Origin of the sequence: Chryseobacterium sp. PET-29 (assembly GCF_025736815.1) — a bacterium.
Taxonomy (GTDB): Bacteria; Bacteroidota; Bacteroidia; order Flavobacteriales; family Weeksellaceae; genus Chryseobacterium; species Chryseobacterium nepalense.
In genome coordinates, this window is sequence record NZ_CP107053.1 from 598,056 (window position 1) to 613,131 (window position 15,076).

Annotated in this window: 13 protein-coding genes; 7 read left to right on the top strand and 6 right to left on the bottom strand. The window is 35.4% G+C overall.

What is annotated here, in order from left to right; all coding sequences use genetic code 11:
- From ODE14_RS02550 to ODE14_RS02575, 6 genes are all read left to right on the top strand, one after another.
- Complete coding sequence (locus ODE14_RS02550; protein ID WP_263602853.1) at positions 1-3,465, top strand: RHS repeat-associated core domain-containing protein; 3,465 nt, start codon at positions 1-3, stop codon at positions 3,463-3,465.
- Positions 3,465-4,016 (top strand): hypothetical protein, encoded by a 552-nt coding sequence (locus ODE14_RS02555; RefSeq protein WP_263602854.1) that lies wholly within the window; start codon positions 3,465-3,467, stop codon positions 4,014-4,016. Before ODE14_RS02550 ends, ODE14_RS02555 begins: the two co-directional genes overlap by 1 nt.
- Before the next feature lie 203 nt (positions 4,017-4,219).
- Positions 4,220-4,417 carry a hypothetical protein gene (locus tag ODE14_RS02560; protein ID WP_263602855.1) on the top strand — a complete coding sequence of 66 codons (198 nt, stop codon included), beginning with the start codon at positions 4,220-4,222 and terminating at the stop codon, positions 4,415-4,417.
- Between the two features lie 5 nt (positions 4,418-4,422).
- Entirely contained in the window at positions 4,423-5,010 is a 588-nt protein-coding gene (locus ODE14_RS02565; RefSeq protein WP_263602856.1) for a hypothetical protein, read from the top strand.
- A gap of 716 nt (positions 5,011-5,726) precedes the next feature.
- On the top strand, positions 5,727-6,359 hold the full coding sequence (locus ODE14_RS02570) for a hypothetical protein (protein ID WP_263602857.1): 633 nt from the start codon (positions 5,727-5,729) through the stop codon (positions 6,357-6,359).
- A gap of 253 nt (positions 6,360-6,612) precedes the next feature.
- Positions 6,613-7,860 (top strand): hypothetical protein, encoded by a 1,248-nt coding sequence (locus tag ODE14_RS02575; protein WP_263602858.1) that lies wholly within the window; start codon positions 6,613-6,615, stop codon positions 7,858-7,860.
- A 149-nt stretch (positions 7,861-8,009) separates the two neighbouring features.
- Here the strand turns inward: ODE14_RS02575 and ODE14_RS02580 are convergent, their stop codons facing one another.
- From ODE14_RS02580 to ODE14_RS02605, 6 genes are all read right to left on the bottom strand, one after another.
- Positions 8,010-8,291, bottom strand: coding sequence for a TIGR03643 family protein (locus tag ODE14_RS02580; protein WP_263602859.1), 282 nt, complete (start codon positions 8,289-8,291; stop codon positions 8,010-8,012).
- Between the two features lie 180 nt (positions 8,292-8,471).
- The gene (locus ODE14_RS02585) at positions 8,472-9,950 is read right to left on the bottom strand and encodes a cryptochrome/photolyase family protein (protein ID WP_263602860.1); all 1,479 of its coding nucleotides are present in this window, start codon (positions 9,948-9,950) and stop codon (positions 8,472-8,474) included.
- Complete coding sequence (locus tag ODE14_RS02590; protein ID WP_263602861.1) at positions 9,935-11,233, bottom strand: DASH family cryptochrome; 1,299 nt, start codon at positions 11,231-11,233, stop codon at positions 9,935-9,937. The genes ODE14_RS02585 and ODE14_RS02590 overlap by 16 nt, the downstream gene beginning before the upstream one ends.
- The gene (locus ODE14_RS02595) at positions 11,185-11,340 is read right to left on the bottom strand and encodes a DUF2256 domain-containing protein (protein WP_263602862.1); all 156 of its coding nucleotides are present in this window, start codon (positions 11,338-11,340) and stop codon (positions 11,185-11,187) included. The genes ODE14_RS02590 and ODE14_RS02595 overlap by 49 nt, the downstream gene beginning before the upstream one ends.
- A gap of 180 nt (positions 11,341-11,520) precedes the next feature.
- Positions 11,521-12,837, bottom strand: coding sequence for an ABC1 kinase family protein (locus ODE14_RS02600; protein ID WP_263602863.1), 1,317 nt, complete (start codon positions 12,835-12,837; stop codon positions 11,521-11,523).
- Positions 12,838-13,037: 200 nt separating this feature from the next.
- A complete protein-coding gene (locus tag ODE14_RS02605) occupies positions 13,038-13,697 on the bottom strand; it encodes a TetR family transcriptional regulator C-terminal domain-containing protein (RefSeq protein WP_263602864.1) in 660 nt (219 codons plus the stop codon).
- A 729-nt stretch (positions 13,698-14,426) separates the two neighbouring features.
- On the opposite strand from ODE14_RS02605, the gene ODE14_RS02610 reads away from it, so the two are divergent.
- Positions 14,427-15,005: a CinA family protein gene (locus tag ODE14_RS02610; protein WP_263602865.1), complete on the top strand. Its 579-nt coding sequence runs from the start codon at positions 14,427-14,429 to the stop codon at positions 15,003-15,005.
- Positions 15,006-15,076: the final 71 nt, after the last annotated feature.

Consider the following 15,076-nt stretch of genomic DNA (forward strand, 5'->3'; position numbering starts at 1 on the left):
ATGAAAAAAATATTAATTCCTATAGGCGCTTTGCTGATATCTGGTTTATCCCAGGCACAGCTGACCACTACAGAAAACTACGTGTATTCCAAAACCTATCTGGATTATAACGGAACAACACCCACCAAATCCGCAGAAACCGTTCAGTATTTCGACGGATTGGGAAGACCCAAGCAGGTGGTGAATGTCAAAGCTTCCCCAACGGGGAAAGATGTGGTCACCCATATCGAATACGACGGTTTTGGAAGACAGGTGAAAGACTACCTTCCGGTTCCCCAGCAGGGAACCCAGAATGGAGCAATCTACACATCTCCATTGAGCAATGCTACCCAGCCCACGCTGTACGGTTCTGAGAAGATCTTTTCAGAGAAAATCCTGGAAAGCTCACCTTTAGACAGGCTCTTACAACAGAAGCAGGTGGGAAATGCGTGGGATACTAAACCCGTACAGTTTGGTTATGATGCAAATACGGCTGAAGATGCCGTTAAAAAATACACCACGGTAACCAGCTGGGTTAATGGAGCTACCAGTTCACAAATCAGCCAGAGTGCGAATTATCTGGCCGCACAGCTCTATAAAAACACGGTAACTGATGAAGACGGAAACCAGACCATTGAATTTAAAAACGGGGAAGGCCAGGTTTTGTTGGTAAGAAAGATGCTCAGCGCCACGGAAAAAGTGGATACGTATTATGTGTACAATGAATACAATCAACTGGCATACGTCATTCCGCCCTTAGCCTCCAATGCTCAGACCCTTTCAGCTTCTGATCTGGACAACCTCTGCTACCAGTACAAATACGACGGCAGGAACCGCCTGGTAGAAAAGAAGCTTCCGGGCAAAGGTTGGGAATACATGGTGTATGACAAGCAGGACAGGCTGGTGATGACCCAGGATGCCAATATGGGAGGGGCAAAGCAGTGGCTTTTTACCAAATATGATCAATTTGGCAGGATAGTCTATACGGGTATTTACACGAGCGCTGAGAATTACGGCAGTCCGGGAAGGGTAGCAGAGCAGGGCTATGTTGATTCAAAAGGAAGTAATAATGTTACCAGATCTACGGCGGTAGGTTTCAGCAACAGCGGTACAAGTGTATACTATGATAATGCTGCTGCAAGTAATTATCCCAACACCATTACCAAGCTTTTGTCTGTTAACTATTATGACAGCTATCCTGCAGGATCTCCTGCGGTAACGAATGCTTTTGCCTACCCTCTTTTAACAGATAACCATTCGACCGGCATTTCTACCAAAGGACTCCCTGTGGCGGGTTTTGTAAAAAATATTGAAAATGATGAATGGACCAAAAGCTACACCTGGTATGATACGCGTGGAAGAAGTTTCGGGGGAAGAAATCAATACCAGTCGGGAGGCTATACCGTTACCAATCATAAGATGGATTTTTCGGGCGCCATCCTTCAGACCAGCACGTACCATAGACGGATAACCACAGATCCTCAAAAAGTCGTTACGGAAAAGTTTACCTATGATAGTCAGAACAGGCTTTTAACGCATACCCATCAGGTAGACAGCAACCCGGTGGAATATCTGGCAAGAAACACTTATAATGAACTGTCGCAGCTTTCCGGAAAGAAAGTGGGCGGAGCATCCGTTTCCACACCGCTTCAGGATATCAGCTATAAATATAATATTCGTGGCTGGATGACCCAGATCAATGATCCGAACAGCCTTGGAAACAATCTTTTCGGGTATAAGATTAAATACAATGAAGTGGAAGGATTGCAGGCCCCGGACACCTCAGAAACCTCTTTGCAGGTCCTTCCGAAATACAACGGGAATATTGCCGAGGTAGACTGGAAGACCTCCACTCAGGAAAATGAGCCGCTGAAAAGGTACGGCTACGTCTATGACGGACTCAACCGCTTATCGGCAGGGTTTTACCAGAACGATATGAATCCTTCGATCAGGGAATATTACGAAAAGGTAACCTATGACCTGAACGGAAATATCAAAACCATGAAGCGGACCGCCCAGAAATTAGGAACGACAGTTTTACTGGCAGATAATCTTACCTACGACTATGAAAATAACAACCTGAGCAACAGGCTGCAGAAAGTTAGTGATGCCGTTACCGGTTTTTCAGGTTTCCCTTATAAAGCCACCCCAACCAATATCGGGTATGACAGCAATGGGAATATGACTTCTTTTCCGGATAAAAATATTTCTTCGATTGAATATAATTATTTAAATTTACCCAAGAAAATTATCCAAAACGCTCAGGTAACAGATTATGTATACCGTGCAGACGGGGTGAAAGTAAAGAAGCTCTTTGGAGGATTGCAGACGGATTACCTGGATGGGTTCCAGTATAAGTTTACCTATGCCTGGGAAGATGAAACGGGAGCTACAACCAATGATGAAATCAAGCTGAGGATCATCCCGACTTCGGAAGGGTATTATGATACGCTTTTGGGGTTGTATGTTTACAATTATGTTGATCATCTGGGGAATGTACGAATCGGGTATGCAGATTCTGATCACGACGGAACGATAAGAGGAAGGGATACAAGGGTCTCGAATTGTTATCCTACAGGAGACGGAGGCATGACCTGCATCGATTCTTTCATCCCGGGAGAGATTGTTTCCAATAACACGTATTATCCTTTTGGGATGCTGTTTGATCACAATATTCAGGCAGTGAGTGAAAATGCCTATAAGTATAAGTACAACGGTAAAGAACTACAGGAGACGGGAATGTATGACTACGGGGCAAGGATGTATATGCCGGATATCGGGAGATGGGGTGTTGTGGATCCGTTGGCGGAGAAATATAGAAGGCATAGCACATATAATTATGCAGTAAATAATCCAATTAGATTTATTGATCCAGATGGACGTGGTACAAAAGACATTATTATTTTAACAGCAAATGGCTCTTTCAAAGCTTCAAAAGATATATTATATAAAACGCAGGAAGGAAAAAGAATCTGGGATAAGTATGGAACCAGTAAAACGGATGACATATATATTAACTCTAAAAATTTTGGTACAAATTCGACTACTGTGGCAGAAACAATTACGGATGTTAAATCTATGGGACTTGCAAAAGATGGTAAGGTTTCAATACCAGAAGGTTATTCTGATTCTTCAGAGTTTAATAATCTTGATATATCCCAATCTGGCGATAAAAATGTACATTTGATCTCTTTAAATGAAAATTTTTTTAAAGAAAACAGTAGCGATTCAAGATACACCACAGCACTTACAGATGATAAAGGGAATGAAAAGAAGGTGGGGTATAGTAATTATGATTTAGCAGAAGCGGTCTATCATGAAATTTATGCCCATATAGAAAATACTACTGGCGATGCAGATACAGACCATACTAAGTATGGAGCTGACGGATTTAAGCTGATAGCTCCAAGAGCATCGGGATCTAGTTCGGAAACGATAGTAAATCAACTTGTCCAAGTAAGAGAAGAACAAAAGAAAAATAAGTAATGGAACAAATTAAAAAGAAAATACTTATATATTTTTTAATATTATTTTTTGCAGGAAGTGTTAAAGGACAAATATTGGAATTTTATGAGCCAATTGTAGTGACTTATAAATCAGGACTGCTTAACAACCAAAAGATTGATTTAGGTATATTTGATTATTTTAAGCAGGATACTTCAAAAATGAAATATGAGTATTTGAAATATGATTCTGATAAAGGAGTTTTGTACAAGTATGATGACACAAATAAAATTTCCCAAACAATATTATGTCTGAATAATCAAAACTATAAATCTAAAGAGGAAATAAAATTTGGGATGTTTGATGGATTTATTTTAAAGAGAGAAAATTCTAATACATTTATAGCGTCGTCACCATATGGAAATGGAAAATATCCGTCACATCACAAAATAATTAAATCCATAGATGTACTTCAAAAAACAAAAAAGAAATTAATAATTAGAGTTAATTACCAAGATGAATTTGAATGGAAGTATTTTGGGATATTGGTTCTTAATGATTATAAATACGAAAATTTAGAAGATGAAGAATAAACTAATGTCTTATAATCCTTGAAAGATTACAAAGAAGCCAACTTAATGAAGTTGGCTTCTTTGTATTTCTCTAAACATTACCAAGATTATTTTTAAGAGGCTTTTTACCAATGGCAATATCAATAATATTAAAGAGATATTTTTCGTCTCATCCGGTTCTTCTAAAAAGCTTGAATTATTTACGATAACATAGCCCCGATCTCATGGATTTACAATCCGTAAGCAATAATAAAAACAGCTACATTACTGTAAATGAAAATATCAAATCGACTATTAGAGATCCAGATAATAGAAATTATACGTTGCCCATTGATGAATTAGAAGTTAGGATCGAAGAAAATAAGTTAAGAAAAGAGCAAAACGTAACTCCCAGAAAATTACCAAAAGAACAATCAGAATAAATTCTATGTATATAAAATATTTAGTCATTTTCATATTATTAGTATCATGCTCTGCTCAGAAGTCTAAAAATAGGACTGAAAGTAATAGTGATTATGTTTTTACGACTTTCAAATGGAAAAAATTAGTTATCGAAGAACTGAAGAAAAATCCACAGTTTAATGCAAAACAGAATAAGTTGTCAGAAAATATTGAATTTATTAATTCAATAGATAATTCTTATTTGGAGAAAAAATTTTTATACTCAGGATTTAAAAATTTAAAACTAAAGGACCGAAATAATTTTTTTTTAATTAAATATTTTTATCAAGGGGACGGCCATTACGAATATACATATGTTTTTCAAAAAACAAATAGATGTCGTTCTTATTTAATAACTAATGATGGTTTTGATCAAAAACTGAATGTGAATAGAGTAAATTGTGATCAGAAATTAAATAGTTTTAATTTTTTGATGAATTCTCAAAATAATAGATTCACTCCGGTTAAGGGTTTATTAATCTTATGGAGTTGTGTGGACGGTAAAAATCAAGTGAAAGTTTTTAGTGACTTAACAATTGATCAAGAGGATCTAGTAGAAAATATTTTTTATTGAACCAAGATCGTGGATTTATAATCTATAATCAAGAATAAAAATAGGAAAGAGGCTGTCTTACTTTTAAGACAGCTTCATTTTGTTTATAATGCAGCTCCACTTTTATTAAGGAAATCTTATTTTTGTTAGTGAGCATTTATCCGCTGCGCAAAGTCTCCCGACTTTGAGTTGATAATAATAAGCCCACCGTTTTTGCGATGGGTTTTGTATTTGATACAGCAATTATATTTATTAAAGAATTTTTATTAGCAAAACACTAATCATTTATCTTCATTGAATATAATTATTTAAATTTACCGAAGAAGATCACCTAGAATGCTCAGGTAACGGATTATGGTTACCGGGCAGACGGAGTAAAAATAAAGAAGCTCTTTGGAGGACTGCAGACGGATTACCTGGATGGCTTCCAGTATAAGTTCACCTATGCATGGAAAGATGAAACGGGAACGATGACTAATAATGAAATAAAGCTGAGATCATCCCGACTTCGGAAGGGGTATTATATGTTCCCGACGCGCTCTCGTAGATTATAATCCTTGAGGAATAACAAAAGCTTCGGGATTTTGTGAGATTTTTGTATGTTATAATTAACCAGCATTTTTATTAAAGACGTCTTTTCATAGCATCTGATACTGAAAGTGCAACATTCTTTTTTCAATTTAATTATTTAAATTTATAAGAGTGGTTCTAATGGAAAAATTCAGGAAAATAATTTTATGAAAAAAAAGCATATAATATTTACGTTAATTCTGTTTAGCTATTTTTTTCAATCTCAAATAAAACTAAATGATAAGGCTATTGAATCTGTCATTGTAGAAAATAGTAATAAGTGTTTTAATTTTTATTTGGATGAAAAAAATACTTATATAAATTTTGGAGAATTGACAAAGGACGAAGGCTTTGTACCTACGAAACTAAAATTTTCTTTATCTGATACATCAAATTTCAACAAAATTATGAATAGTGATAAAAAATATGATTATTTAATAATTTATAAATATAAATTTACTATTAATGGTTTAGTGTTTTATAATACTTTTTTTAGATATACTTCACAATACGACAAATCATCTATTAAGTTGCAAGTTGATAATATTAATTTGATTTGCGCAAAAATAAAAAAAGGTAAATTTATTTCTCCACAAATAGCTGAAAATATAGCAAGAAAAAATGGATTTGAAAATATCGATTTTCAGAGCATAGAAAATCAATATTATAAAACAAAAAGCAACCATATTCAATCAGTAAATAAAGATGTCTGGATTTTTAAAGAAGAAAAAAATAAAAGAGTGAGGACATTAGTAATCAATGCGAAGAATGGAAAAATATTAACCGATTATCAACAATAAAATTAAAGAGATCCGATCCCGCAGATTTTTAATCCATTAGCAATAATAAATACCCTGCAAAATGCGAGGTTTTTTATGTTTTTATAAAGCAGCTACATTATATTAAAGCAGACTTGAAATTTTCGGTATTGAAGATTTTACAACCGTTCCGGAATCATAAACTTAATACATAATTAACGATTACGAGACCTGAATCAAAAGAGAATCTGATAGTTTCGCAGGCAATTATAACTATTAAAAATTTAAATTGCTTATGCTTCAGAAACAACTCCTCGGCTGGATGCTTTTACTTGTTCTTACAGGTGTCGGATGCCAGAATAATGAATGGGCTTCAGCTTCAACGGAAGAAGAGCTTTCATCACAAACCCATGCCAATAAAGCAGCTACGGATGCTACTGTCAATGCCTATGTTGATACAAGTGCTTATATCAGCTCCGGTTTTAGTTTTTTAAATCCTTCTCAGATCGACAAAAACCGGCAGGCAATCGGCGGAAGTGCCTACACAGAGGTTTACGGATTCAATATTCCGGAAGAAAACAGGGTAAGGGGAATCCGCTGGAATACCGATGATGAAACAACATCAATCTGGAGACCGCAGGGAATTGCAGGATTTACCAAAGATGGCGTCCGTTATCTGCTGGTAAGCTGGTATGCAAAAAATGATGCCGAATTTAAAGGATCCCGTATTACTCTTATTGACATCAGTCCAAGTTCAGGCACCTATCTTACATACCGCCACATGCTGTTGGTACAGCCTGATATTCCCGCCAATACAACAGCCTATTCACAATACGGTTCCTACGCGCCTCTGAATGTGCATGCGGGCGGAATAGCTTATTTTAAAGGTAAAATATATCTCAGCAGTACCAATTTAGGGGTTCGGGTGTTTGATTTGAACAAGATCATTGAAGTGAGCACCGGCGATACCACCAATGATAAGTGTGGTAAAGATGCCAATGGTAATTTATTCGCCTTTAATTATCGATATATATTGCCTCAGGTTGGGTATCAGAAGATCAATAATGCCAATCCGTTTTCTACTGTACAGGTTAATGAAGAAGGAACTGAGTTGTGGACCGGGCAATATTATGCAGGTAGTGCTGATGCTTCCATTATTCCAAAGGTGTTTGGTTTCCCGATTAATGCAAGTGGGATACTTCAGAATGCCGGAATTTCAGAGGTTGCTCCAAAGAATAGTCTTTTTCCGGATAATCATGCGCATGGAATACAGGGCGTATTCCGAAAGGGGAACAGAACATGGCTCTCATGTACAGGATCTCCAAGCAATTCTTACGGATCAAATGCTAGATTAGCACGTTATACAGACGGAGCCGACGATACGGTGCGCTACCGATGGCCTTATGGAGCAGAATCACTCTACTACGAATCTCAATATAGTTACCTCTGGAGCCTCACGGAATATGAGCCGAATGCAGGAGCACAAAATGGAAGTCAGGTCAACAGATGTATATTTGCTGTCGATTTTTCTAAATATGAATAGATCAAATTGAAGTAAAGGCTAGTAATTTATTCTTAAACTCTATTATCAATTAAACCAAAGCAGAACTTTTTGCTTTGGTTTTTTATAGGTTGTTGTAAATTTTCTTCATTATTTTATTAAAGAATCAGAATAAATAAATTGTAAGCCTCTTATCTTTTCGAAATTTTATTATTGCTGATCACTCTTTGCCTGCTGCATTTAAAACGGTTGATTTCTTCATTTCTTTTTTTTAAATGTTTCTGGCTTATCCCGGAATTTACCCTTTTCCGCCAAAGTTTAAAACTTGATTCTTTCAGTTCCGAACGCATCAGTTCAATCACTTCCGATTCACTTATTCCGAACTGGTATTGTATGGCTTCAAACGGAGTCCTGTCTTCCCATGCCATTTCGATGATTCTGTCGATTTGTTGTATGTTGAGGTTTTTATTCATATTATAAATTTTATTGTAAGATCCTTCGACAAGCTCAGGATGACATCTCTAATACTAACTTTTACTTTGCATTGTCAGGCTGAGCTTAGTTTATCCTGAGCCTGACGAAGGAAAGCCTCTATTTACAAAGCTTTTTTGCTCTTTTACTAAATTTACCAATCAATTGTTTATGTCTAAAAATCATTTTAAACTTCCGATAAATTCCCTTGCCGTTTTAAAATGCTGCTTTCGTTTTTCTTCCGGCATTTTCTCCAGTGTTCTCAGCATCATTCCCAGACGAGGGTTTTTAGCAAAGAAATCTTTATTGTCATTAATAAAATTCCAGAACAGCGCATCCCATTGTTCCGTCCATTCTCCATCGGGATAATCGCTCATCTTTTTGATATAATTGCTTCCGCTGATGTATGGTTTTGTGCTCATCTTTCCACCATCTGAAAAACTGCTCATACCATAGACATTCGGAACCATTACCCAGTCGTACGAATCAATAAACATTTCCATAAACCATTGGTAAACTTCATCTGGATTGAATTGGCAGAGATTCATAAAATTGGCAAAAATCATCAGCCGTTCGATGTGATGGGCATAACCGGTTTTCAGAATCTTCTGGAGCGAACTGTCAATCGGTCGGATTCCCGTTTCGCCGGTATAAAACGATTCGGGAAGCTCTTGTTGATGTTTCCAGTAATTTTTATTCCGCTGATAGGTTCCTTGATAAATATAAACACCACGCACAAATTCTCTCCATCCTAAAATCTGTCGTACGAAACCTTCCAGAGAATTTACCGGAACATCATTGTCTTTAGCAAACGAAATCGCTTTTTCCAGAACATTTTCAGCAGTTAGCAATCCTGCATTCATCAGCGGAGAAAGGATGCTGTGATGGAGAAAGTGCTCTTTTTCCACCATGCTGTCTTCATAGATTCCAAATTCATGAAAACGCATTTCCAGAAACTGTTCCAGCCATTTTTCGGATTCTTTGAAAGTAGTAGGGTAGAGCTGTTCCTCCGTAAGCGTTCCGTAATTTTTTGCGAAATATTTTTCGGTATATTGTTTAGCTTCTTCATAATATTCATTGTTTACCGGAAAATGGATCGCAGGAGCTTTTTTATTTTTCGGGTATCTTTTACGGTTTTCCGTGTCGTAGGTCCATTTTCCGCCTAACGGTTTTCCGGCTTTCATCAATATATTTCGGGTAATTCTCTGCTGTTTGTAAAAATCGGTTTGATGATAGGATTTTTTATCGTTAAAATATTCTTTAAGGTCTTCTTTCGTGTTGATGAAAAGAGGACTGTTCAGAATTTCAATTTCCAGAATTGTTTTTTGAAGTCTTTTTTCCAGCCAGTGGTCGCAGACGTCTGTAGTTCTTAGGGTTGTATAACCCTCTTTTTCAAGTTTCGGAATTAGATTCCTGATGTCTGAAAATTTCGATGAACTCTCGATATATTCCACCTCAAAACCTGATTTTTTTAGTTCATTTTCATAAAATTTCATGGTTGCTCTGTGAAATGCAATTTTCTGCTGATGAAATGAATATTGTTTAAAAAACAGAAATTCTTCCAGGAGGAATACAGGCTGGTCTTTATGCAGATAATCAGTGTCTTTAAAAAGCTGATGCGGAAAAACCAGTTGGGCGGTATGTTTTATTCTTTTAGCCATAATTTTCTGAATTCTTCATTAGGATCATACATTTCTGCCTGTTTTTCGGGATTAAAAATACGATTGCGGTTATCATTTCCGACTCCGGCAAGATACATCCAGTTGCCATAATTGCTGTGCACATCATAATCAATCAGCATTTCTTCAAAATAGGCGGCCCCTATTTTCCAGTCCTGTTTCAGAATTTTGCAGAAATAGGAAGCTGCATTCTGTCGTCCTCTGTTGCTCATCCAGCCGGTATTTTTTAATTCGAGCATATTGGCATTCACAAAATCGGAATTAGTTTTTCCATCTTTCCATTTTTGAATTGCTTCTTCATTATTTTTGTAGAAATATTTTTGATGATTAATTCCGTTTTTCCTGAAAATCAAATCTTTATGCTGTAAGGAAATATATCTGAAAAAATCCCGCCAGAGCAGTTCGAAAATCAGCCAATAGGTCGAATCGTTGGCTTCCGATTCTTCTTCATATTTTTTAATTTCGTGGTAAATTGTTACAGCTGAAATACTTCCGTCCGAAAGCCAAGGTGAAAACTTGGAACTGTAATCTGTTCCTGACAAACCGTTTCGCGTTTCTTTATATTTGCTCAGACTCTGCGTTTCCCGGAAATAATAATGTAACCTTTTTAAAGCTGTATCTTCACCTCCGGAAAAAGGAAAAGCGCTTCTTTTATCGGGCTCAAAATCTTCAAAACCTAAAGTCTCAAGTGAAATTTCATCACTTTCAGCCACAATATATTCTTTGTTGTACATCAGATTTTCCGATTCAAATTCAGGGCGGATCAACAGATTTTTTTCAATCTTTTGCCTGAAAGTAGTGAAAAGCATCGGAATTTTATTCAACGTTTTGAAAACAAAAAGCGGATGTACAAGAAACTGGGAATACGGTTTTTCCCAAGCTGCATCTGGAATGATCTGCCGGATTTTTGTTTGCATAACGGTTTCCTCTTTTGTCCATTCTTCCTGGCAGAAAATCTTCACGATTTCAAATTCTTCGGAAATTTCTCTGAAAACATCTTCCGGATTACCATACTTTATTAAGAAAGGAACGTTTTTTCCGCTTAAATTTTGTTTTAAATAGTCAATACTTTCCAGTAAAAATTTTGCTCTGAATTTCCCGATTTTTTTAAATCCGAACTGTTGTTGTTGAAAAAAGTCAGCATCAAAAACGTAAACGGCAAGAAAAGGTAAATCTTCCTGCAAAATGTTGTATAACGATTCAGAATCTCTCGTTCTCAGATCTTTGGTGAACCAGAGGATGTTGATTTTTTGTTTTTTCGGCATCTTTCGCTGCAATATTTTATTTCGTCCCAGTTTTTCTTCCACTTTTTCCGCCAGTTGAAGGGCAGTCCGCAGACTTCACAGATTTTGGAGGGTAATCCTGATGGCATATTTTAAGTTTTATCATTATAATTTTAACCGTAAAAGTCATAAAAGAAACAAAAAATTATTATAAAATATAGAGACTTAAAAGCTAACAAAATCTATTGAATTTCTGTTTTAAACTCTTTTCGTACTTTTGAATAACTATAAATTCATCAAAAATCTTTTGTGGCTCTTGCGGTTAAATATTACTCACTGTAATTTTTAAAATTATTAATCGCCACGTCTTTTGCTTTCAGATCGTGCATCATATGATACAGTCCGAAAAATGTTCGGTTCAGATAAATGAAATGTCTGGAACCCCGGTTGGTATTCATTCCTTTTATATTGCTTATTTTGGCGTATCGCTGTCCCAGGTCGGCAATTTCCTGAAAGAAAGACTCATCAGCAAAATCGAATTTTTCCCGGTTGAATGGTCTTGTAAACAGTTCCAGCAATTCGTAGAATAATTTGGAAAAAAACTCTTTCTCCTGTGGCGAATCTTCTTCGCGCAGAATTTCCAATGTAAATAATTTCTCACGGAAAACTTCAGGATTTTTTAAATTTTCTTCTTTCGCCAATTCAAAATACGGAGTGTAAAAATCTTCCGGAATCTCTTTGATACAGCCAAAATCAATAACCAGCAATTCTTTATCTTCCGAAATAAGGAAATTTCCGGGATGCGGATCGGCGTGAACTTTTTTAAGAACGTGCATTTGGTACATATAAAAATCCCAAAGGGTTTGTCCGATTTTGTTTAAATCTTCCTGAGAATTTTGTTTTTTGGTAAATTCCGAAAAGTGAATTCCGGCCATCCAGTCCATCGTGATGATTTTTTCACAAGAATATTGCTGATAATAATGCGGAAATCTGACATTCGGAAGATGACTGCATTCTTCTGCAAAATGCTGACTTCTCCTGAGCTCCAGATTATAATCGGTTTCTTCAAATAATTTGTCTTCCACTTCCTGAAAATACGATTCCGAACCTTCTTTTTTGATGTTGAACATCTTCATGGCAATGGGTTTTACCATTTTCAGGTCGCTGGAAATGCTTTCTCTTACACCGGGGTACTGGATTTTAACCGCCATTTTTTGACCGTCTTTTTTTGCGGTATGAACCTGCCCGATACTTGCTGCATTGACTGATTCGGAGGAAAATTCATCAAAAATATCCTCCGGATTTTTTCCGAAATATTTTCTGAATGTTTTCTTCACCAAAGCGCCCGACAAGGGCGGAACGGAAAACTGTGAAAGCGAAAATTTTTCTACATATTCTACCGGAAGAATATTTTTTTCCATGCTCAGCATTTGGGCTACCTTCAGAGCAGAGCCTTTCAGCTCTTTTAATGAATCGTAGATGTCTGATGCGTTATCTTCATTGAGAATCTTACGGGCTTCATCTTCATCTTTCGTAATTTTATTTCCGTAATATTTCAGGTAATTGACCCCGACTTTTGCTCCTGCTTTGAGAAGGCTGCTTGTCCGTTCAATTTTTCCTGTAGGAATTTTATTGAGTGTTTTCATTTTTAAATTTTGTTTATCAAATCTTTTTAACGCAATGTTCACAATGATTTTTTTATTGCTGACTGTTTTAAGGTTCGCAAGACGAAGTTTCGCCGATTCTAACAATAAATCATAAATTGAGGCAAAGGCGTTGTACTCAGCAAAGTCTTAAATGCAATAATTGGATTAAAAGCTAAAAGCAAGTGGCCAAAAACCATACATCAACTCATTTTAAATTTTTCCTTCCAAAGAAATTTTCCCAAATCCAATACTTTTCTTAATGGTTCATTATCAATTAATTCAAAACCGGTATCAATAGTTTTTTCGATGAAAATATCGGTTTTTTCAAAATCAGGCGAAGTGTCTTTTTTCCAGAATTCAATGGCAGAAACTAAATGAAGCCACAATGCTTCCTGTCTCGATTTTTCATTGAATGTTCTGATATCCTGCTTCGCTTTTTCAAAAATTTCCCATTCTTTAAAATCTAAAGTATTAATGAATTGTCTGTGTGTTTCCCGAAGATTCTGAAGGATTCTGATATTTTGTATTTTATGAGTTCCTAAAACTGATAACACCAAAGACCGGTTCATGGTAAGGTTTTCAAAGAAAATATAATAGACATTCAGAAGTTTTTCTTTTGTGGCAATTTCATCAGAAGAATTAACTTCATTAGCCAGCTCAAGGGATTTAATGAAAAGGTGATTGAGGATTTCTTTTTCAATCTGCTCAAATCCTGAAAAATAATGATAAAATTCTATTTCTTCAAAGTTATTTTCTTTTGCAAAGAGATAAACATTTTTAGGTTTTTCACCATTGTTTAGAAGATAATCGCCATATAATTCGAATATTTTTTCCTTTGTAATTTTTGTTTGTTCTTGCATGACCAATTTATTTTATATGTAAATTTAGTAATAAAATTTATCTATAATTATAAAATGGTATTTATTTATACTATATACGTGATGTGATTTTTAAATTACTCATATAAAATTATAATCTGAATTATATTATTTAGCATTGTGCATTATTCCAGGATAATATTATCCATAATTGCATTACAGATGTTTAAATCATAAAAATGTTAATATTTTCTCTGGTTTTATAATCTTTTTTTACTAAATTTAATTCATTATCAGACGGGTCTTTTATACAAAGTGGAGACAAAATTCAGATTATTTTTTTATCACACAAACATTCTTATTTTATTATTTCTTGAATGTACAAGTACGCAGACTTTTAACCTGACTTTATATTAAAAGAGATAAATTAATTCTTCTTATTTCCATAATTTGAAATTATACTATAATCATTTCGTATTGATCAGAATCATAAGAATTATCTTTCACATTGTCTAAATTAGATTAAATTCATTTAATCCTTTTTTATAAGAACAAGTCTACTCGCTGCAATTTATTTTTATGCTAAAAAATTGAAAAATTCAGGTACCATGTTTGTTTTTACTGGCAACGCTTTTGCATATGAAGGAGAAGACCTTCCGGCAAAGCCTTAAGAACAGAAATTGTATTAAATTCTCAGGTTTACTGAAATTGATTGCTTCGCAAAAGAAGGTCTGGCGATTTCAGATCTAAATTACAAAACAGACAGAATTAATGATTTTAAAAAATTCAAAAATCGGAATCAGTTCAGAAGAACTCTCCGTAAGATCTCTTATATATTTTATTATGGAACTGCAAAATCTGTTTAAATATATCGGAAACTACCTTTTGGAAGTAGATGAAACCATTGCTGTAGCAGAAAGTGTTACTTCGGGGTTTTTACAGTTTTCTTTTTCGCAGATGAAAGATGCTTCCAAATTTTATAAAGGCGGTATTACAGCTTATACACCTGATGAAAAAATCAATCTTTTGCAGGTAGATGAATCTGAAGCGCTGGCTTGCGACTGTGTATCCCCTAATATTGCCGAAACTATGGCGCTGAATGTTTCAAAGATTTTTAAAAGCGACTGGTCGATAGCTGTTACAGGATATGCTACACCGGTTCCGGAATCAAAACAAAAGCTATTTGCCTATTTTGCTATTGTTTATAAAGGAGAGGTGCTTCTTTCGGAAAAACTTGATCTGCATTCCCGTACAAAACAGGTAAACGCACAATTGTATTATACAGAATTTATTCTTGGCTGCTTTAAGCTGGAGCTTGATAAGCATCATGAAAACAGATCAATATCATAATGTCGTAAAAGGTGAAAAAAAATATTTTATGACAAGAATCATAAAAATGTTATTAGATATCAAATATCTTT